This window comes from Rhizobium sp. BK049, from assembly GCF_014193135.1.
In the GTDB taxonomy this organism is placed as follows: domain Bacteria; phylum Pseudomonadota; class Alphaproteobacteria; order Rhizobiales; family Rhizobiaceae; genus Rhizobium.
Genome location: NZ_JACHYV010000013.1, coordinates 131,753 through 151,208, shown reverse-complemented (window position 1 = coordinate 151,208; position 19,456 = coordinate 131,753). Strand labels below are relative to the sequence as shown.

15 protein-coding genes and 1 pseudogene are annotated in these 19,456 nt (G+C 60.6%); 4 read left to right on the top strand and 12 right to left on the bottom strand.

Features of this window, described 5'->3' with window-relative positions:
- Nucleotides 1–26 precede the first annotated feature (26 nt).
- A complete protein-coding gene (locus tag FHT70_RS15820) occupies nucleotides 27–1,979 on the bottom strand; it encodes an acetoacetate--CoA ligase (RefSeq protein ID WP_183702768.1) in 1,953 nt (650 codons plus the stop codon).
- Between the two features lie 244 nt (nucleotides 1,980–2,223).
- Between FHT70_RS15820 and FHT70_RS15815 the strand changes: the two genes are divergently transcribed.
- Nucleotides 2,224–4,116, top strand: a complete 1,893-nt coding sequence (locus FHT70_RS15815) for an AsmA family protein (protein WP_183702765.1) — start codon at nucleotides 2,224–2,226, stop codon at nucleotides 4,114–4,116.
- Between the two features lie 237 nt (nucleotides 4,117–4,353).
- On the opposite strand, the gene FHT70_RS15810 is transcribed toward FHT70_RS15815, so the two are convergent.
- The 5 genes and pseudogenes from FHT70_RS15810 to FHT70_RS15795 all read right to left on the bottom strand — a co-directional run bounded on the left by FHT70_RS15810 (nucleotide 4,354) and on the right by FHT70_RS15795 (nucleotide 9,942).
- Nucleotides 4,354–6,081, bottom strand: coding sequence for an acetyl/propionyl/methylcrotonyl-CoA carboxylase subunit alpha (locus tag FHT70_RS15810; RefSeq protein WP_183702761.1), 1,728 nt, complete (start codon nucleotides 6,079–6,081; stop codon nucleotides 4,354–4,356).
- Complete coding sequence (locus tag FHT70_RS15805) at nucleotides 6,078–7,694, bottom strand: 5-oxoprolinase/urea amidolyase family protein (protein WP_183702759.1); 1,617 nt, start codon at nucleotides 7,692–7,694, stop codon at nucleotides 6,078–6,080. The genes FHT70_RS15810 and FHT70_RS15805 overlap by 4 nt, the downstream gene beginning before the upstream one ends.
- Nucleotides 7,695–7,701: 7 nt before the next feature.
- Nucleotides 7,702–7,797: pseudogene (locus tag FHT70_RS30110) on the bottom strand (DUF1445 domain-containing protein); the annotation flags it as partial.
- A gap of 46 nt (nucleotides 7,798–7,843) precedes the next feature.
- The gene (locus FHT70_RS15800; RefSeq protein ID WP_097600377.1) at nucleotides 7,844–8,611 is read right to left on the bottom strand and encodes a 5-oxoprolinase subunit PxpA; all 768 of its coding nucleotides are present in this window, start codon (nucleotides 8,609–8,611) and stop codon (nucleotides 7,844–7,846) included.
- Between the two features lie 74 nt (nucleotides 8,612–8,685).
- Nucleotides 8,686–9,942: an NRAMP family divalent metal transporter gene (locus tag FHT70_RS15795; protein WP_183702757.1), complete on the bottom strand. Its 1,257-nt coding sequence runs from the start codon at nucleotides 9,940–9,942 to the stop codon at nucleotides 8,686–8,688.
- A 338-nt stretch (nucleotides 9,943–10,280) separates the two neighbouring features.
- Here FHT70_RS15795 and FHT70_RS15790 point away from each other — a divergent pair, with 338 nt between their 5' ends.
- Complete coding sequence (locus FHT70_RS15790) at nucleotides 10,281–10,943, top strand: GntR family transcriptional regulator (RefSeq protein WP_183702789.1); 663 nt, start codon at nucleotides 10,281–10,283, stop codon at nucleotides 10,941–10,943.
- A 105-nt stretch (nucleotides 10,944–11,048) separates the two neighbouring features.
- Here FHT70_RS15790 and FHT70_RS15785 read toward each other — a convergent pair whose 3' ends face one another.
- From FHT70_RS15785 to FHT70_RS15765, 5 genes are all read right to left on the bottom strand, one after another.
- Nucleotides 11,049–11,867, bottom strand: coding sequence for an ABC transporter permease (locus tag FHT70_RS15785; RefSeq protein WP_085777001.1), 819 nt, complete (start codon nucleotides 11,865–11,867; stop codon nucleotides 11,049–11,051).
- Nucleotides 11,868–11,870: 3 nt separating this feature from the next.
- Nucleotides 11,871–12,782, bottom strand: a complete 912-nt coding sequence (locus FHT70_RS15780; protein ID WP_183702755.1) for an ABC transporter permease subunit — start codon at nucleotides 12,780–12,782, stop codon at nucleotides 11,871–11,873.
- A 4-nt stretch (nucleotides 12,783–12,786) separates the two neighbouring features.
- Nucleotides 12,787–13,929 carry an ABC transporter ATP-binding protein gene (locus FHT70_RS15775; protein WP_183702753.1) on the bottom strand — a complete coding sequence of 381 codons (1,143 nt, stop codon included), beginning with the start codon at nucleotides 13,927–13,929 and terminating at the stop codon, nucleotides 12,787–12,789.
- A gap of 90 nt (nucleotides 13,930–14,019) precedes the next feature.
- Nucleotides 14,020–15,117 carry a polyamine ABC transporter substrate-binding protein gene (locus FHT70_RS15770; protein WP_183702751.1) on the bottom strand — a complete coding sequence of 366 codons (1,098 nt, stop codon included), beginning with the start codon at nucleotides 15,115–15,117 and terminating at the stop codon, nucleotides 14,020–14,022.
- 126 nt (nucleotides 15,118–15,243) lie between these two features.
- The gene (locus FHT70_RS15765; protein WP_183702749.1) at nucleotides 15,244–16,653 is read right to left on the bottom strand and encodes an XRE family transcriptional regulator; all 1,410 of its coding nucleotides are present in this window, start codon (nucleotides 16,651–16,653) and stop codon (nucleotides 15,244–15,246) included.
- 183 nt (nucleotides 16,654–16,836) lie between these two features.
- Between FHT70_RS15765 and aceA the strand changes: the two genes are divergently transcribed.
- Nucleotides 16,837–18,126: an isocitrate lyase gene (gene aceA, locus FHT70_RS15760; protein WP_183702746.1), complete on the top strand. Its 1,290-nt coding sequence runs from the start codon at nucleotides 16,837–16,839 to the stop codon at nucleotides 18,124–18,126.
- 20 nt (nucleotides 18,127–18,146) lie between these two features.
- A complete protein-coding gene (locus FHT70_RS15755; RefSeq protein WP_064800722.1) occupies nucleotides 18,147–18,383 on the top strand; it encodes a hypothetical protein in 237 nt (78 codons plus the stop codon).
- A gap of 113 nt (nucleotides 18,384–18,496) precedes the next feature.
- Here FHT70_RS15755 and FHT70_RS15750 read toward each other — a convergent pair whose 3' ends face one another.
- Complete coding sequence (locus FHT70_RS15750; RefSeq protein WP_097600355.1) at nucleotides 18,497–19,366, bottom strand: LysR family transcriptional regulator; 870 nt, start codon at nucleotides 19,364–19,366, stop codon at nucleotides 18,497–18,499.
- Nucleotides 19,367–19,456 lie beyond the last annotated feature (90 nt).

Here is a 19,456-nt window from a genome sequence, read left to right as displayed (position 1 = left end):
GAAAGCTTGTGGTTTACCGTTCCTTATCAGTCCCTCAGTTCGCTCAAATTGGCGAAGAGGTGCAATGCTTCGGGGTTGGCGAGCGCCTCCTGGTTTTTCACGGGCCTGCCGTGAACGACCTCGCGCACCGCAAGCTCGACGATCTTGCCTGACTTGGTGCGGGGAATATCGGCAACTGCGATGATCTTTGCCGGCACGTGCCGCGGCGAGGCGCCGGTGCGAATACGCGTCTTGATCGCCTTGATGAGATCCTCGGTCAGCGTCACACCTGACGCAAGGCGGACGAAGAGGATGACACGGACATCATCATCCCACTCCTGGCCGATGCACAGCGCCTCGGCCACCTCGTCCATCAGTTCCACCTGGTTGTAGATTTCGGCCGTGCCGATGCGCACACCGCCGGGGTTGAGCGTCGCATCCGAACGGCCATGGATGACGAGACCGCCATGCTTGGTCCATTCGGCAAAATCGCCGTGGCACCAGACATTGTCGAACCGGTCGAAATAGGCGGCGCGATATTTGGCGCCATCAGGGTCGTTCCAGAACATGACAGGCATGGAGGGGAAGGCCTTGGTGCAGACGAGTTCGCCCTTCTCGCCGCGCACCGGCTTGCCGTCATCATCCCAGACGTCGACCGCAAGACCGAGGCCCGGCCCCTGGATCTCGCCGCGCCAGACCGGCTGCAGCGGGTTGCCGAGCACGAAACAGGAAACGATGTCGGTGCCGCCCGAGATCGAGGCGAGCTGTACATCTTCCTTGATGCCCTCATAGACGAAGGTGAAACCCTCGGGCGACAGCGGCGAACCGGTGGAGGTCATCAGCCGGAGGCTGGAGAGATCGTGGCTTTTGCGCGGCGTCAACCCGCCCTTGCGCACCGCATCGATATATTTTGCCGAGGTGCCGAAAATCGCGAATCTTTCCGCCTCGGCATAGTCGAACAACACATTGCCGTCAGGTGCAAAGGGCGAGCCGTCGAACAGGCAAAGCGTGGCGCCGCTGGCGAGCCCGCTGACCAGCCAGTTCCACATCATCCAGCCGCAGGTGGTGAAGTAAAAGAGCTTCTCGCCTGCCTCCAGGCCGCAATGCAGCCGGTGCTCCTTGAGATGCTGCAGCAGTGTGCCGCCAGCCGAATGCACGATGCATTTGGGCACCCCGGTCGTGCCTGAGGAAAAGAGGATGTAGAGCGGATGACCGAAAGCAAGCGCCGTGAAGGCGATCTCCTTGGCCTCGTAAGGAGCAATGAAGGCGTCCAGCGTCGAAGCCCCGGGCGTCCTGCCCGCCACCGCCTCGGCATCGCCGGCATAGTGAACGACGATCGTGGGAACACCGAGGCTTTTAGCCACCGCGGCAACCTTCTGGCCTACGTCCTGCAGCTTGCCGGAATACCAATAGGCGTCGCAGGCGATGAACAGCCGGGGGCCGATCTGGCCGAAGCGGTCGAGCACGCCCTGCTCGCCGAAATCGGGAGAGCAGGATGACCAGATGGCGCCGATCGAGGCGGCGGCAAGCATGGCGGCGACGGTCTCGGGCATGTTCGGCATCATAGCGGCAATGCGGTCGCCCTTGCCGATACCGAGTGCCGCGAAGGCCTGCTGCAGCTTGGAGACCAGTGCGCGCAACCGATCCCACGACCAACGGTCTTCGGCCTTGTCCTCGCCGCGGAAGACGATGGCGTCGGCCTCACCGCGGCCAGGCAGCAGGTTTTCGGCAAAATTCAGCGTCGTGTCGGGAAAGAAGCGGGCGCCGAGCATGCTGTCGCCGTCGACGAGCACCTCTGCACCGCGCTCTCCCTTCACGCCGCAGAAATCCCAAACGGTCGACCAGAATTTCTCCCGCTCGGCGACCGACCATGCATGCAGATCATCGAAGCCTGAAAGGGAAAGCCCGAACTCGGCGTTACAGCGCTCGATGAAGGCGTGGATCGGGCTTTTGGCGACCGCCTCCGCCGAGGGCACCCAAAGTGGCTTATTATCCTGCATTCATTCCTCCTCCCCAATGCCGTCTTTATATCATGCTGCGTTGCATTATAAAGTGCGCAGCTGCCCGATCCCAAAGCTAAACCGCTGGCATGAACCGGATTCATGGGACGCGGTTCGGCTCTTCGTTTTATGATGTCGTTGTCCCGGAACCGCTGCACGCTTCCGGGCGACATGCATTGGATTTGCATAGGCCTGATATTTCATATATCGGGCGAAATCAGCGCTTGGGTAAGCGGCGGAGATCATGAGTACGTCTAGACATCACAGGTGGCGCAGGAAGATCGGGCCGGTTTCGCGCTGGCTTCCGGCCTTTGCCCGCATGTCGACACTGCTTCTGCTGGTTGCGCTTGCGCTGTTCGTGGCCCTCAGGGTCGCAGCACCCTATCTCATCACGGCCGGTTTCGTGCGCTCTGGCATCGAGGATGCGCTGTCGAAATGGACGGGCTACCATGCCGAAATCAAGGGTAATCCGGTTCTCGAATTCTGGCCGACGCCGCGCATCACGCTGAACCAGGTCACCATCCGCCAGCCGCGCGAAAGCGGCGACAAGCTGCTCGGCAGTATTGAAAGCCTGTCGGCGGATTTCAGCCTCATCGATGCGCTGAGAGGCCGCACGAGTTTCCACGAATTCCATCTGCTGCGGCCCAACCTGGCGCTGACGCGTGACGAGAACGGCCTGATCGACTGGAGTTACGCCGGCCTGCTTGCGCGCGCGATCAGCGGCGTGCGCTACGAAAACGGGGCTGAGGTGCTCGATCCCGCTCTCGATGCCGAGATCGGTGCGGTCACCGTCGAGGACGGCACGCTTGCCGTCACCGACCTCAAGAGCGCCAAGACTTACAATTTTGACAGCGTCACGGCCGACATTGGCTGGCCACGGCTCTCGGGCGCGATCTCGGCTGTCGTGATCGCCCGTATCAACGGCGTGGACCTGAAGGTGGATTTCGCCTCGCGCCAGCCGCTGCTTGCCTTTGCCGGCAAGAGCGCGGAGACGCGGACATCGCTGACGTCAAACCTGCTGACGGCCCATTTTCAAGGGATCGCCAGCATCGCCAGCCTTTCGGCGCTGTCCGGCAATATCGCCGTCAGCATTCCCGATGTGCCGGCGTTTCTGACATGGTCGGGCAGATCGCTCCCCGGCGTCGGCACTCTGAAGAGCGCCTCGCTGGAATCCGACATCATGTCGTCGGGCAGCGGGCTGCGTTTCAACAATCTCAGCCTGTCGCTGAACGAGGCGAGCGCCACTGGCGTGATGGACCTTTCGACCACGGCCGGCAGACCGCCGAAGATCGGAGGCACGCTCGCCTTCGACCAGATGAACCTGAAGCCGTTCCTTGATGCTTTCGCCCTGAGATTGGCGGCCGGTGAGGCGAAGGACATCTCCGCCGGCATCAGCGAACCGCTGCAACTGCTCGACGTCGACGTCAGGCTTTCGGCGCGGCGCGCCGAGATGGGCCGCTTCGAGCTTTCCGATGTCGGCGCCAGCATGATCGTCACGGGCGGCGAGGCGAAATTCGATATCGGCGACAGCGGCTTCGAAGGCGGCGAAATGACGGCGCATCTGGAGGCGACACGGCGTGACTTCGACGGTGGCGGCAAGCTGCAGCTGTCGATCCGCGACGCCGACTTCGCTGGCCTTGCCGAACGTCTGCAGCTCAAAGGGCCGCTGCCGCTTGCGACGGGATCGCTCGATCTCGACCTGCAGTCGTCGAAAGCGATCTGGACGGCCGGTCTTGCCGACGTCACCGGCACACTGCATTTCTGGACAAGGGAGGGCACGATTCCCGGAATCGACGTAGGAGCGCTCAGGACACAGGCGGCCCAAAAGCCGTTCTTTCCGCTGAGTGCCGCAGCGGGCGGCGCTTTCGCCTTCAACCAATTGGACCTTCAAGCCGATTTCGCCAACGGCTCCGCCGAAATCCATGACGCCAACATCGTCGGGCCGACGCAGACGCTGGCGCTTTCCGGCGTGGTCACCTATCAGTCCAACGGGCTGGCGCTTTCCGGTTCGCTGGAGACAACCGATCCGGCCAAGGCAGCCGAGCTGCCGCTTCTGCCGTTCTTCGTCGGCGGCTCATGGCCGAACCCGGTGATCTCGCCGGTTCCACTTCTGAACACCGCGCCCCACGCGCAATAGCCATCGGAACGCCAGATCTGCCGTCGTTTCACAACAAGTTCCACTGAGCAGAGCGAATCGCTATTTGGCGGCAACCCAACGCTGCGGCCCTCTTAAAGGGCGAGCGTACCAGCCTCTCGCCGAGAAAAGGCCTGGCGGTCATCGGCCAGAGCATTCCGAGCAAGACCAGCCTGCGCCGGGGACGATCGGTTAATTACCAATCGTATGGCGGCGGTAGATCGACCGTGCTCCTTCATACTATTCAAGCGCCATGAGCGACACGCCAGCCTGCAGATAGTCGCCTTCCTTTACAAGAAGGTGGACCTTGCCCGCCTTCGGGGCAGCGATCTGTGTTTCCATCTTCATGGCCTCCATCACCGCCAGGAGATCACCTTCGGCAACAGTAGCGCCATCCTCTACCTTGAAGGATTGCAGCGTTCCGGAAACTGGTGCCACAACGCCTTCTTCCTTTTTTAGACCGTTCGCATCGGCTGCGGCGGTGTCGATCTGACCGGCCGTGCTAAGACCGGATAACAATATGTTTGGCAGTCCAACTTTTACGCGCTTGCCGTCAATCTCCAGCCATGTGTGGGTCATGGATGGGTCGTTTGCCGGTTCGGGACGTTCCATCGCGTCTGGCATGGCGGCAAAGTCAGTCTCGATCCATCGCGTATGCACCTTGAAACCATCGCTGCCGATGAAGTCTTTGGTTTCGATGGCCGCACGGTGGAACGGCAGGACGGTTGCCACGCCCTCGATGCGGAATTCTTTCAACGCGCGGCGGGCACGGCGCAGCACTTCGTCTCGGTCTGAGCCGCTTACGATGAGCTTCGCCATCAGCGAATCGAACACGCCCGGAATGCTTGAACCGCCAACGACGCCGCTGTCCACACGGATTCCAGGGCCGGAAGGCGCGTCGAAAACCGAGATGGAGCCGGGCGTCGGCAGGAAGCCCCGGCCGGGGTCTTCGGCGTTGATGCGAAACTCCATGGAATGGCCACGCGGTTCCGGCGTATCGAGGACAGGCAGCTTATGGCCCTCTGCGATGCGAAATTGTTCGATGACCAGATCGATGCCAGTCGTTTCTTCGGTTACGGGATGTTCCACCTGAAGCCGAGTATTGACTTCGAGGAAGGAAATCGTCCCGTCAACGCCGAGCAGGAATTCAACGGTACCGGCACCTGAATAGCCTGCAGCCGCGCAGATTGATTTCGCCGCCTCGTGGATCTTGCGCCGCTGCTCCTTGGACAAGAAAGGTGCCGGCGCTTCTTCGATCAGTTTCTGGTTCCGGCGCTGTAGCGAGCAATCTCGCGTTCCAAGAACGAGAACATTGCCGTGCTTGTCCGCAACGACCTGCGCTTCGATGTGGCGGGGTCGATCGAGGAAACGTTCGAGGAAACATTCGCCGCGACCAAAGGCGGCGGTTGCTTCACGAACGGCGGAGTCGTAGAGATCAGTGATCTCCTCCATTTTCCACGCGACCTTCAGGCCGCGACCGCCGCCGCCGTGAGCCGCCTTGATGGCAACAGGAAGGCCATATTCCTCGGCAAAGGCGATGACTTCTGCTGCGGAGGAGACTGGACCATCGCTTCCCGCGACCAACGGTGCACCTACGCTGGTGGCAATGCGTCGCGCCTCCACCTTGTCGCCGAGCGCTTCAATGACCTGGGGGTCCGGGCCGATCCAGGTCAAACCGGCATCCATTACCGCTTGCGCAAATTCGGCGCGCTCGGAGAGAAAACCATAACCGGGGTGTACGGCGTCTGCGCCGGCGCGTTTTGCAATGGCGATCAGCTTGGAAATGTCAAGATAGGTTTCCGCAGGGCGGATACCTTCAAGTGCATAAGCCTCATCGGCCAGGCGCACAAAAAGTGCGTCTTGATCAGGGTCGGCATAAACGGCGACGGACTGGATACCGTAGTCGCAGCAGGCGCGGATGATGCGCACCGCGATCTCGCCCCGATTGGCAATCAGTACTTTCTTCATCGCTGTTCTCCTCGGAATTCTGGGTTCTCGCGCGCCGATATTTCGGCGAACGGGCCAATTGGCCGGAACCTGATTTTTGCGTTCACCGGAATCTGACCCGCAAGATCAAGGTGATAATTGGCGACTGCGCCGATAACCGGATAACCGCCGGTCAACGGGTGATCGTTAAGGAACAGGACCGGCTGGCCGCTGTGAGGTATCTGGATGGCGCCTGTCGCAGTACCTTCGCTTGCCAGTTCGGCGCTATCCTTCCGTTCGACCGGAATGTCGCCAGCCAGCCGGATGCCGACGCGGTTCGACTGTGGCGTCACCTGCCATAGCTGGCCTGTCAGGGTCTCGAGTCCCCTTTGCGTGAACCAGTCCGTGCGAGGACCCAGAACCACATCGAGTGTTACCACATCGCCAGGCCGCGGTGGGCCGAACGCCGGTACCTCGTCGATCGAAACGCTCGAAAGGCCTGAGTTCACGAGATTTAAAAAGAGGGTTGAGCCAGCAGTGACCGGCTGCGGGCCGACAATCGCCAACGTATCGGTTGCAACGCTGCCAAGAACAGGTTCGACCTTGAAACCGCCGCGCACAGCAAGATAGCTGCGCATGCCCTTCAGCGGTTGGCCAAAGGTCACCACATCGCCGGGCTCCAGGGATACCGGGGCATAAGCTTCGGCAGTGAATGTGCGTCCGGCTGCGGTTTTGATCGTGATCGAGCCGAGCGCTCCGGCAGCACCAATAACGGTCCGGCTTGAGCTTTTGAAGGAAAAACCGCCGAGCGTCAGTTCAAGACAGGGTGTGTTGGCGGGATTGCCGACAATGCGGTTAGCGGCATTGAAAGCACTGCGATCAAGCGCTCCGGCTGCCGAGATGCCCTGCCCGGTTTGGCCGAAGCGTCCGAGATCCTGAAACAGCGCCGGCATCGGTGCCGCAAGAACCTCGAAGTGTGGTGCGGTCCTGCCTGTTTTCGCCTTATCTTTACGCGGCGTCGTGGAGGCAACAGAAACGGTGTTGCCTGCCATATTGAGGAAGCGGACGCGATAACCGGGCTGGAGAAGCGCGCCTGGATCGCGATCGATATCCCACATCTTCAATGGCGTTGTGCCGATGATCTGCCAGCCACCGGGGCTGTTTTGCGGGTAGACGCCGCTGAAAGCGCCGGCAAGCCCGACGGAGCCAGCGGGTATACGGGTACGCGGGCTTTGGCGGCGTGGTACGTGAAGCGCGGGGTCGCCACCGACGAGATAACCGAAACCGGGCGCAAAACCACAAAAGGCGACAATGAACTCGCTTTCGGTGTGCCGACGGATGACCTCTTCAACACTCAGGCCGGTCAATTCAGCGACGTCGCCGAGATCTTCACCGTCGTAACGAACGGGAATTTCGACGAGATTTTCCGAGGCGGCGATTTTGGCCGAGAGATCGCGGGTCGCAAGCCTGCTTGCCAGTGTCTCGCCGCTAATTCTCTCTGGGCGAAAACGGATCATCAGCGTCCGGGCCGCCGGAACTGTTTCTTCGATACCTTCGATCGGATCGGCTTGAAGGGAGGCGAACAAAGCAAGCGTCTGGTCAAGATCGGCCAGTTCGACAAGCAGGGTGGTGAGGCTGACCGGAAGAAAACGCATTCTGTTCTCACACGTGATCGGCAGAATCGGAAATGTCGGCTACGAACATGTGGCTCGGTGCACGGGTTATGGCGAAGCGAACGCCGGAGGCCATGATGGCTGCCACGGCTTGCCTCAGGCAAGAGGCGGGAATGATCATGCGCTGTTCCTCAAATGGCGGGCGTGAACGAACGGATTTCGACGCCTTCCAGTTCGAAACGGCGGCGGACTTCCTGTGCTATGGCAACGGCGTCGGGGCTGTCGCCATGAACACAGATGGATTGCGCTTCGATCTTGATGGTGCTGCCGTCGATGGCCTCAAGCGTACCTTCACGGGCAAGCTGCAACATGCGCTCGGCGATATGGGTGGCGTCGTGCAGCACCGCACCGGCTTGGCGACGGGAGACCAATTGTCCCTGCGGAGTATAGGCTCGGTCGGCAAAGGCTTCTGCGACAACAACGAGCCCCTCCTTGCGGGCGAGATCAAGAATGGGTGCGCCGGCAAGGCCCACTAGGATTAAGGAAGGATCGACGGCCTTTATGGCGTCGATGACGGCCCGTCCCTGTTTTGAGTCGTTCGCGATACGATTATAGAGTGCGCCGTGTGGCTTCACGTAACGAACGGTCGTGCGAGCGGCTGCGGCAACGCCCTTCAGCGCGCCGATCTGATATATGACGTCGGCAATCAGTTCTTCAGAGGTGGCATCGAGATCGCGGCGGCCGAAGCCGACGCGATCCGGGTAGGAGACATGCGCGCCGACCGCGACGCCCTTCTCAGCAGCACCCTTGACTGTGCGGTAGATCCCGGCCGGATCACCGGCATGAAAACCGCAGGCAATGTTGGCGCTGGAAACAACGGCGAGCATTGCGGCATCATCCCCCATGCTCCAAGCGCCGTAACCTTCGCCAAGATCGCTGTTGAGATCGATAACGGCCATCATGATATTCCTCCTGAAGCAGTGGACTTGCGTGGCCACACCAATATGGCCGGCTAGAATTTGGGTGGATGATTTTAATAGCCGAGCAGCGCGAAGATAGGGCCAACGGACTTGTAGGCCATGTACCAGGTCAGGCAGCAGGCGAGTGCACCAAGGCCCAAGAGCCAACGAGGATATTGGTATCCATGCATCAGGTCTGCGCGCTTCCAGGCTGCGAACAACAGGATCGAAAGACCGATGGGCAACACGAGACCGTTCAGACCGCCGACGAACACAAGCATAGCGGCTGGCGGGGTGGTGACAAGCATATAGGCGATCAGCGAGATGCAGATAAAACCAACTGTCGACAAGTTACGTTGCCGCTCGCTCATATCCGACTTGAAGGCCGTGAGGAACGAGACCGACGTGTACGCTGCGCCGATAATGCTGGTTAGCGCAGAAGCAAGGAAGACTGCGCCGAACAGGCGGAAGCCGATGTCGCCGGCCGCGGCATGGAAGGCCTGGCCTGCCGGATTTGCTGCTTTGCCGGACAGGTCGATGACCGCGCCAGAGGCAACGACGCCGAGAACGGCCAGGAACAGGATATAGCGCAACACTCCGGTGATAGCGATGCCGCTCAGCGCCGCGCGATTGACCGCGCTGATGTTTTCGACTCCGACCGTTCCCTTGTCGAGCAGGCGATGTGCACCGGCATACGTAATGTAGCCGCCGATCGTGCCGCCCACGATCGTGGTGATGGTGGCAAAGTCAATTGTGGATGGCAGGAACGTCTGGTGGAAAGCATCAGCGACCGGGGGACCGGAAACGACTGCAGCATAAAGAATAAGTGCAAGTTTGACGAAGGCGGCGACGAAGACCACGCGATCCATCGCCACACCGGCACGGCGCGAAACGAAGATGCCGATGGCAACAAGGGCGCCGATCGCGCCGCCGATCTTCGGATCGAGACCGATCATGGCATTGAGGCCAAGCCCTGCCCCTCCGATGTTCCCAATATTGAAGAACAGGCCACCGATAATCACCAGAACGGCCAGCAGATAACCCGAACCCGGAATTGCCGCGTTGGCAACTGCCGGCGCCCGCATGCGGGTCACCGTTACAATACGCCAGACATTTGCCTGGACGACGAAGTCGATCAAGATGGAAACGATGATCGCGAAGGCAAAGGCTGCTCCGAGCTTAACGGTGAAATTGGCCGTCTGTGTGATGAAGCCCGGTCCTACGGCTGCCATCGACATCAGGAACATTGCGGAAAGTAAGGCGTAGCGCTGCGCTTTGGCGCTTTGCACAGTCGCAACCTGGCGGCCGTGCGCGAGCTCGGTCTGCTGCATGGAAGTTTCTCCGTTTATCGTCACCCGCCCCTCGCGGATGCTTTTAGCACTCCCATCATGATCCGCTCTGCAACGTTGTCAAGATTGTTCAACGATAATTATTTATCGTTCTGCCAAAATACGAAAAAAATGAGCGTCTTTCTCATATTGTTGATCGAGACACAAATATCTTGATCAGAGACATCTTCAGCGCGATGGGAGCAGGCGAAGACGTACCTAACAGATTGTTCAACGATCAAATTACATCGTTTACTGAAACCGCACTGATTTCCCCTTCCAGTCGCCCATTTTAATGGTATGCAATGGCCGAATATCCCCATGCGGCAGAAGAGGTTTCGGTGACCGAAAAAGCTGAGAGTCAGCCCTTGGCAGACCGATTGGCGAAGCGCATCCGCGCTTTGTTGATCTCCGGTGAATTGTTACCTGGGCAGCGGGTGTCTGAAGCAGGCTTCAGTGATCGCTTTGAAGTGTCGCGTAACTCACTCCGCGAGGCCTTTCGGCTGCTTACCAAGGACGGATTGCTCCGCCACGAGACCAACCGGGGTGTATTTGTAGCAACACCGAATGTGGCTTCTATCATGGACATCTACCGAGTTCGCCGGATGTTGGAGTGCGGCGCGCTTCGGCAAGCCTGGCGACTTCATCCTGCGGTCAAAGCGATGCGCGAGGCTGTGGAGGAGGCGGAGACCAAGCGTGAAGAGCAGGACTGGCATGCAGTAGGAAGTGCGAACATGAAATTTCACAGCGCGATCGTGGACCTGGCAGACAGCGCACGGCTTAGCGATTTCTACGAACGCGTTGCAGCAGAGTTGCGCCTTGGGTTCGGGCTTCTGGATAATCTGGAGCAACTTCACGCACCGTTCATTGATATGAACAAGACTATCGTTACCCTGACAGAAAAAGGTGAGAACAGTCAGGCGTGTCACGAGATGGAGACCTACCTCAATCTGTCCGAGCGAGCACTTTTAAAGGCGTTCGAGCGGGCATCCTATCTCGGCTGAGATTTCACAACGATGCGCTCTCGGCGACATCGGTGAACGAAGTCAAACGTTCATGTCGTCAGCGACCGCCAGCCAGCCCTGCTGGAGTTCTTCGTTTTCGTTGGATCAGGCGCCGGCAGCAGCCGCCCACTCATCGCGCTCGCGCTGCACTTCGCGGCGCTTGGTGACGATCGATGCGCAGATAACGCCGACCGCGACGATGGCGATCAGGATCGTGCAGATCGCGTTGATCTCGGGCGTCACCCCAAGGCGCACCTGGCTATAGATCTTCATCGGCAGTGTGGTGGCGCCGGGGCCGGAGGTGAAGCTTGCAATCACGAGGTCGTCGAGCGACAGCGTGAAAGCCAGGATCCAGCCCGAAAACACTGCCGGCGAGATGATCGGCAGCGTGATCTCGAAGAAGGTCCGCACCGGCGGCGCACCCAGATCCTGGGCGGCTTCCTCAATGGACTGGTCGAAGCTTAAGAGCCGTGACTGCACGACAACGGCGACGAAGCACATGGTCAGCGTCGTATGCGCCAGCGTGATCGTCCAGAAGCCGCGGTCGAAGCCGATCGCCACGAAGAGCAGCAGCAGCGACAGACCGGTGATGACTTCCGGCATGACGAGCGGCGCATAGACCATTCCCGAAAAGAGCATGCGGCCGCGGAAGCGGCTATAGCGCACCAGCGTCAGCGCCGCCATCGTGCCGAGGACGGTCGCGAAGGTGGCCGACAGCAGACCGACACGGATCGTTACCCAGGCGGCATCGAGCAGGGCCTGGTTCGAGAGCAGCGAGACATACCATTTGGTGGAGAAGCCACCCCAGACAGTGACGAGCTTCGATTCGTTGAAGGAAAAGACCACCAGCAGCACGATCGGCAGATAGAGGAAGGCAAAGCCGAGCACGACGGAGATGATGTTGAAACGGGTCCATCTCAGCATGGCTTACTTCCCCCGCTCTTCGGCCTTGGCCTGGACATTCTGGAAGAAAACGATCGGGATCACCAGGATCATCAGCAGGATGGTTGCGACCGCCGAGGAGACCGGCCAGTCTCTGTTTGCGTTGAATTCGTTCCAGAGCGTCTTGCCGATCATCAGCGTCTGCGAACCGCCGAGAAGATCGGGAATGACGAACTCGCCGACGGCAGGGATGAAGACCAGCATGCAGCCGGCAACCACACCGGGGATCGACAGTGGGAAGGTGACGCGCCAGAAGGCCTGGATCGGCGTGCAGCCGAGATCCTGCGCTGCCTCGATCAGCGTGCCGTCCATCTTTTCGAGCGCCGAATAGAGCGGCAGCACCATGAAGGGCAGATAGGAATAGACGATGCCGATATAGACGGCGGTGGTGGTGTTGAGGATGATCAATGGGCTGTCGATCACATGCAGCGACAGGAGAAGCTGGTTCAGCAGCCCTTCGGGCTTCAGGATGGCTATCCAGGCGTAGACGCGGATCAGGAAGCTCGTCCAGAACGGCAGGATGACGAGCATCAAAAGCGTCGGCCGGATGCGGCGTGGGGCCTGCGCCATGCCATAGGCGATTGGATAGGCGATCAGCAGCATCAGCAAGGTCGAGACCGCCGCGATGATGACGCTTGAGAGATAAGCGTTGAAATAGAGCGGATCGTCGGTGAGATAGCCGTAATTATCGAAGGAGAAGGTCGCGACCTTGCTCCAGAAACCACCCCAGCCATCGGCAAAGGAGAAGACCGGCTCATAGGGCGGGATGGCGATTGCCGTCGTCGACAGGGAAATACGGAAGACGATGAAGAACGGCGCCAGAAAGAAGAGCAGCAGCCAAGCATATGGGATGATGATGACGAGACGGTTGTAAAGGCGAGATGCGAAAGTTTCCATAGCCTCAGTCCTTCAGCAGCACGCCGCCATTCTCGTCGAACGAAACCCAGACCTCCTGATCATAGGTGAAAGGGTCTTCGACGGAACGCTGCGCGTTGAGGGAAGAGGCTCTGACGAATTTGCCGCCCGGCAGCTTGATGTGGAAGACGGTCATGTCGCCGAGATAGGCGATATCCCAGATCTCGCCCTTGGCGGCATTGACCGAGGCGTTCGCGGGGGCCGTGCGCGTCACGCGAATCTTTTCCGGGCGGATAGCAAAACCGACCGTGCTGCCGGTCGCCGGCGCCTCCGTGGCGGCAGTCCGGATCGTCAGGCCGCTTTCGACTGATATCTCGACCGCCCCGCTTCCTGACGTCGTCACCTTGCCGTCGAAGATATTCACGTCGCCGATGAAGTCCGCGACGAAGCGGCAATTCGGCGCCTCGTAGATTTCGCCCGGCGTTGCCACCTGCACGACCTGGCCGTGGCTCATGACCGCGATGCGGTCGGCCATGGTCATCGCCTCTTCCTGATCATGGGTGACCACAACGAAGGTGAGGCCGAGCGTCTGCTGCAGGTCCATCAGTTCGAACTGGGTTTCCTCGCGCAGCTTCTTGTCGAGCGCGCCGAGCGGTTCATCGAGCAGCAGCACTTTCGGGCGTTTGGCGAGCGAGCGGGCGAGCGCGACGCGCTGGCGCTGACCGCCGGAGAGCTGGTTCGGTTTGCGTGAGGCAAACTGCTCCAGCTTTACGAGCTTCAGCATCTGCGTCACGCGCTCGACCATTTCGTCCTTAGGCATGCCGTCCTGCTTGAGGCCGAAGGCGATATTCTTCTCGACGGTCATATGAGGAAAAAGCGCGTAGGACTGGAACATCATATTGACCGGCCGCTTGTAGGGCGGCGTGCCGGCGAGGTCGGTGCCATCGAGGATGATTTCGCCCGAGCTCGGCTGCTCGAAGCCGGCGAGCATGCGCAGAAGCGTCGACTTGCCGCAGCCGGAGGCGCCGAGCAGCGCGAAGAACTCGCGATGATAAATGTTCAGCGACAGATCATCGACGGCGGTGAAATTGCCGAAGCGCTTGGTGACATTCTTGAAGGCTATGAAAGGTTTTGCAGAAGGATCGGTCCAGGGTGCGAAGGCGCGGCGGATATTGCCCAAAGATTTCATCATATTCCCCGAGAATAAGTTTTCAGCCGGCCTCCACCCCGGGCCGGTAATTGAAAGGCCCGGACGTTTCCGTCCGGGCCTAGCACCAACCTACTGGCCGGTCACGACCTTCGTCCAGATCCGTGTGGCCGTGCGCTGCGTCTTCGGATCCCACGGCTTGACCGTAAAGAGGTTCTTCATCACCTCGTCGGTCGGATAGACGGCCGGATCTTCCAGCACTTCCTTGCTGACCAACTGCTGCGAGGCCTTGTTGCCGTTGGCATAGAAGGTGTGGTCGCTCGCCTTGGCGATGACCTCGGGCTTCATCAGGTAGTTCAGGAATTCGTGCGCCTCGGCCACATGCTTGGCATCGGCGGGGATTGCCATCATGTCGAACCACATCTGGGCGCCCTGCACGGGGATCGAATAGTTGACCTCGACGCCGTTCTTGGCCTCGGCCGCGCGGTCGCGGGCCTGCAGCATGTCGCCGGAATAGCCGAAGGCGATGCAGATATCGCCATTGGCAAGGGCGTTGATATATTCGGAGGAGTGGAACTTGCGGATATAAGGGCGCACCGCCGTCAGCAATTCCTCGACCTTCTTGAAATCTTCGGGCTTGGTCGAGTTCGGATCGAGGCCGAGATAACGCAGCGCCGTGGTCATCACATCCTTCGGCGTGTCGAGCACGTAGATGCCGCAATCCTTGAACTTCTCGGCCACCTTCGGGTCGAAGATCACTTCGAGACCCGGCTTGGCATCAGGTCCGAGGATTTCTGCGACCTTCTTGACGTTATAGCCGATCCCGTCGGTGCCCCACATGTAGTCGACAGCGTATTCGTTGCCCGGATCGTAGGCAGCGGTGCGCTCCTGGATCACATCCCACATGTTGGAAAGGTTCGGCAGCTTGGATTTGTCGAGTTTCTGGAAGACGCCCGCCTGGATCTGACGCTGCAGGAAGTCGGCCGTGGGAACGACGACGTCATAACCGGTGCCGCCGGCAAGCAGCTTGGTTTCGACAGTCTCATTGGAATCGAAAGTGTCGTAGACGACCTTGATGCCGGTTTCCTTGGTGAAATCGGCAAGGATGCTGTCGTCGATATAATCCGACCAGTTGTAGACGTTAACGACGCGCTCCTGCGCAACGGCCGGCGCGGCGGCAAGGAGCGCGGCGATGGCTGCGGCCGTCACGGTTGCGATGGTTGACCTCATGATTTCTCCTGTTTGTTCGAAGAGCCCGCATCCCGCGAACATCTTTTCCCTCTGATTTTGTCCGCAGACTAAGAAGGAATTTCTAAGCCCACAAGCGCAAAAACTGCGCCTTCAATCATTTCACAATCACTGGAAGTCGAAGGCGCTGAGACCCGCCACCATCTCGTCGAGCCCGAGCGGCCGCGTTACTGGCGGCTCGGCGCGGGAAAGGCAGCCGCGCCGCTCGCAGAGACGACAGGCCGGGCCGATTGCAACCGGATCGAGCGCCGCCGCCTGCCCGTAGACCACGCCGGCTGCAAGAGCGGCATCGCAGCCGACCAGGATCGCGGTGCGTCTGATTCTTTCGCCGAATTCGACGCTCGGCCCCTCCAGGGTGCGCGCGACCGTCAGGAAGGAAGCGCCATCCGGCATGACCACCGTCTCGGCAAGAATCTGGCCCGGCTGCAGGAAGGCGGCGTGGATATTGAGCTTCGGACAGCCGCCGCCGAAACGGGCCTGCGGAAAGCCTTGGGCGCCAGCTCGCCGCAGCCGATGGCCGGCCGCATCGATTTCGATCAGGAAGAAGGGGATTGCTGCCGCGCCGGGTCGCTGCAGCATCGTCAGACGCGTTGCCGCATGGCCGAAGGAGACGCCGAAACGCGCCCGAAGAATATCGATGTCGTAACGCGTCGCCTTGGCCGCCGAAAGGAAGGCTTCATAGGGCATGGCCAGCGCCAGTGCCGCAATGCGGGCAAGCTCGAAGCGGGCGATGCGGCGCGCCTCGGCGGAGGAAAGTTGGAGATCGTCGAGCTCGGCATCGATGGCCGGCAGCAAGGCAAGGGTCGCTGCCTCGACCGCTATCTCGTGCGCACGATCGGCCGGCGACAGGCGTTCCGAAATGAAAAGTCGCATCGAATGGCGATCGAAACGGCGGCGCAGATCCGGCATGACGTGCACGGGTAAGACGCGCACCGCAATGCCGCGTTCGGCGCGCAGCCAGTCCTTCAGTCCCGCCGCAAGATCGAGGCCGCCGGGCACCGTCGCAGCAAAGGCTTCCGCCGCTGCCTCGATCCGTCCGAAATAGCCGGATCGGCGCTCCAGCGCCTCGCGCAGCTCGTCCAGCGGCAGTCGGCCGGCGGCAACGGGCGCATGCCCCTCGGCCGCCATCAGCACTGTCAGATCGGATAGCCGCGCGGCCTGTTCGCGGTAGGCACGATAAAGCTTGATCATGCCGCTTGCGGCATTCGGCGCCGCTTCAGCCACCTCCACCAGTTCCTGGTCACCGGGCAGTTCGCCTGATAGCAACGGGTCGGCGAAGACCTCCTTCAGCTGACCGAGACTGCCGCCGGTCTGTCCCCGCAACTCCTCCAGATCGATCCGGTAGACGGCCGCAAGCTTCAGGAGCAGCTGAACCGTCAACGGCCGCTGGTTGCGTTCGATCAGGTTCAGGTAGGAAGGCGAAATCTCCAGTGCCTCGGCCATGGCGGTCTGCGTCAGCGCCAGCGCATTGCGAATGCGCCGCAGTTTAGGGCCTGCGAAGATCTTCCGTTCCGCCATGTCACACCTTTGACAAAGAACAGGGGCGCTTAATTTACAAAACTTTACAACTTCACAGCGCCCCTCTGTCAATCCTCGTCATCTTAACCTTTTTCCGGTCCGAAAATCAAAGGTTTTTCTGGCCAGAACGGCGCAAATTGTCAATCTTGTCATTCATGACGATTTTCAGTGAGGAAAGCCCGCATGACCGATTTTTACAAGCTTGTACGAAATGCGCCAGCAGGCCGCTTTGACGGTATCGAACGGCCCTATTCCGCCGCTGACGTGGAGCGGCTGAGAGGCTCGGTGGCGCTCAGCCATACGCTCGCCGAAATGGGGGCGGATCGCTTGTGGCAGCTCATTCATCAGGAAGACTTCGTCAATGCGCTCGGCGCGCTCTCCGGCAACCAGGCCATGCAGATGGTGCGCGCCGGGCTGAAGGCGATCTATCTCTCCGGCTGGCAGGTGGCGGCCGACGCCAATACCGCATCCGCGATGTATCCCGACCAGTCGCTTTATCCCGCCAATGCCGGGCCGGAACTCGCCAAGCGCATCAATCGCACGCTGCAGCGCGCCGATCAGATCGAGACCGCAGAGGGCAACGGCCTTTCCGTCGAGACCTGGTTTGCACCGATCGTTGCCGATGCGGAAGCCGGTTTCGGTGGGCCGCTCAACGCCTTCGAGATCATGAAGGCCTATATCGAGGCGGGTGCGGCAGGCGTCCATTTCGAGGACCAACTCGCTTCGGAGAAGAAATGCGGCCATCTCGGCGGCAAGGTGCTGATCCCGACGGCCGCCCATATCCGCAATCTCGACGCCGCCCGGCTTGCTGCCGACGTCATGGGCGTGGCGACCCTGGTCATCGCCCGCACCGATGCGGAAGCAGCAAAACTGCTGACGTCTGACATCGATGAGCGCGACCAGCCCTTCGTCGACTATGATGCCGGGCGCACAGTCGAAGGCTTCTATCAGGTCAGAAACGGCATCGAGCCCTGCATCGCCCGTGCCGTCGCCTATGCGCCGCATTGCGACCTGATCTGGTGCGAGACCTCGAAGCCGGATCTGGAGCAGGCGCGCCGTTTTGCCGAGGGTGTGCACAGGGTCCATCCGGGCAAGCTGCTTGCCTATAATTGCTCGCCATCGTTCAACTGGAAGAAGAACCTCGACGAGGCGACGATCGCCAAGTTCCAGCGCGAGCTGGGCGCGATGGGCTACAAATTTCAGTTCATCACGCTCGCCGGCTTCCACCAGCTGAACTATGGCATGTACGAGCTGGCGCGCGGCTACAAGCAGCGGCAGATGTCGGCCTATTCCGAATTGCAGCAGGCCGAATTCGCCGCGGAGGTGAACGGCTATACCGCCACCAAACATCAACGCGAGGTCGGCACCGGCTATTTCGACGCCGTGTCGCTCGCCATCACCGGCGGCCGGTCTTCGACCACGGCGATGCACGATTCAACCGAACATGCGCAGTTCAAACCGGCTGCGGAATGACCCGAAGAGGAGGATAGATCATGGCATCCATCGCACGCGTCCGCGAACGGGCCGAAGAGCAGGCATCGAGCATGAGCGAGGATCAGCAGACGACGATCCGCATGCTCGCCAATGACCTGCATCGGCTGAACCAATCCGTCATGAAGGCCGTCGAGGCCGGCGTTTCTGTCGAACTGGTGCGCTCGGCCCGTCACCACGGCGGCGACGGCAACTGGGGCGACCTGTTGATCCCGGTCGTCGTCACCAACCGGCACTGACGAAATAGGCGGCAGCCCGGGCACGTCGCTCGGTTTGAGCTCGATCAGAGCGTCCGCGCCGCGAAAGAATGCGCGGACGCCATATCGTCTTCCAGTCTTCCGCGGGCCGGGCATCAGCCGCGGCTCGGACGCTTGCCGGCGAAAAGGTCGGCATAGCTTCTAACGAGCTTCGTCATGCGGTCGGCGACCGTGCGGATCTCCGGGCGATGGCGATCCTCGGCATTCATGACGATCCATTGACGGTGACGCAATTCCGGCAATTCGCCGCCTTGGCGCTGCAATTCGGGATGAAGATCGCCGACGAAACAGGGAAGCACCGTCTTGCCGGCGCCGGCGCGCACCAGATCCGGCAGCGACCGCGGCCGGTTGACGGTGGCGACGATATCAGCCGCGGCATGGGAATGCGGCCAGCGCAGATAGGCCGAGATCGCCTCCTCCTCGCCGACGGCAATCCAGCGCTCGTCGGTCTCGACTGCGTTTCGCCTGACATAGACGGCGTATGCCACCTCTCCAAGCTGTCGGGCGGCCAGATTGGGTTCCTCCGGCTCGAAAGCGCGAATGCCGATGTCGCTCTCGCGATAGGCAAGGCTTGCCCGCGCCTCGCCGATGGTGAGCGCAATGGCGAAGGCATCGCCCGGCATGCGGATGGCAGCGAAATTCTCCGTCAGAAGCCAGGCGACCCAGGTGCCTGCAGTGATCCTGACTGTCGTGCCGCCCTCCCCGGACTGCCGCCAGGCTTCGACCTTGCGGGCGGCGGCCTCCATTTCCTGAAGGTGATCGAGCAGCGCCTGGCCATCCCGCGTCAGCCGATAACCTGTCTGGCTGCGGGAAAACAGGGTGCGGCCGACCTCCTGTTCTAGATCGAGCATGCGTCGGCCGATGGTCGCGGGGCTAAGACCGCTTGCGGAACTCGCCCCCGTCAGGCCGCCGAGCCGGGCCACCTGCAGGAAAAGCTGATAGGAATCCCAATTCGCGTTTTTCATCACTGAAAAACATAGCGTGGATTTCCCTGTTTATGAAGAGAAATTCGATGCTTAAACCAAGAGATGTCTTTGAGTAGGAAAGGACATCCC

Excerpts from the sequence above, each read along its gene's own strand:
- FHT70_RS15820 (WP_183702768.1), bottom strand. The coding sequence starts at position 1,979 with ATGCAGGATAATAAGCCACTTTGGGTGCCCTCGGCGGAGGCGGTCGCC.
- FHT70_RS15815 (WP_183702765.1), top strand. The coding sequence starts at position 2,224 with ATGAGTACGTCTAGACATCACAGGTGGCGCAGGAAGATCGGGCCGGTT.
- FHT70_RS15810 (WP_183702761.1), bottom strand. The coding sequence starts at position 6,081 with ATGAAGAAAGTACTGATTGCCAATCGGGGCGAGATCGCGGTGCGCATC.
- FHT70_RS15805 (WP_183702759.1), bottom strand. The coding sequence starts at position 7,694 with ATGCGTTTTCTTCCGGTCAGCCTCACCACCCTGCTTGTCGAACTGGCC.
- FHT70_RS15800 (WP_097600377.1), bottom strand. The coding sequence starts at position 8,611 with ATGGCCGTTATCGATCTCAACAGCGATCTTGGCGAAGGTTACGGCGCT.
- FHT70_RS15795 (WP_183702757.1), bottom strand. The coding sequence starts at position 9,942 with ATGCAGCAGACCGAGCTCGCGCACGGCCGCCAGGTTGCGACTGTGCAA.
- FHT70_RS15785 (WP_085777001.1), bottom strand. The coding sequence starts at position 11,867 with ATGCTGAGATGGACCCGTTTCAACATCATCTCCGTCGTGCTCGGCTTT.
- FHT70_RS15780 (WP_183702755.1), bottom strand. The coding sequence starts at position 12,782 with ATGGAAACTTTCGCATCTCGCCTTTACAACCGTCTCGTCATCATCATC.
- FHT70_RS15775 (WP_183702753.1), bottom strand. The coding sequence starts at position 13,929 with ATGAAATCTTTGGGCAATATCCGCCGCGCCTTCGCACCCTGGACCGAT.
- FHT70_RS15770 (WP_183702751.1), bottom strand. The coding sequence starts at position 15,117 with ATGAGGTCAACCATCGCAACCGTGACGGCCGCAGCCATCGCCGCGCTC.
- FHT70_RS15765 (WP_183702749.1), bottom strand. The coding sequence starts at position 16,653 with ATGGCGGAACGGAAGATCTTCGCAGGCCCTAAACTGCGGCGCATTCGC.
- aceA (WP_183702746.1), top strand. The coding sequence starts at position 16,837 with ATGACCGATTTTTACAAGCTTGTACGAAATGCGCCAGCAGGCCGCTTT.
- FHT70_RS15755 (WP_064800722.1), top strand. The coding sequence starts at position 18,147 with ATGGCATCCATCGCACGCGTCCGCGAACGGGCCGAAGAGCAGGCATCG.
- FHT70_RS15750 (WP_097600355.1), bottom strand. The coding sequence starts at position 19,366 with ATGAAAAACGCGAATTGGGATTCCTATCAGCTTTTCCTGCAGGTGGCC.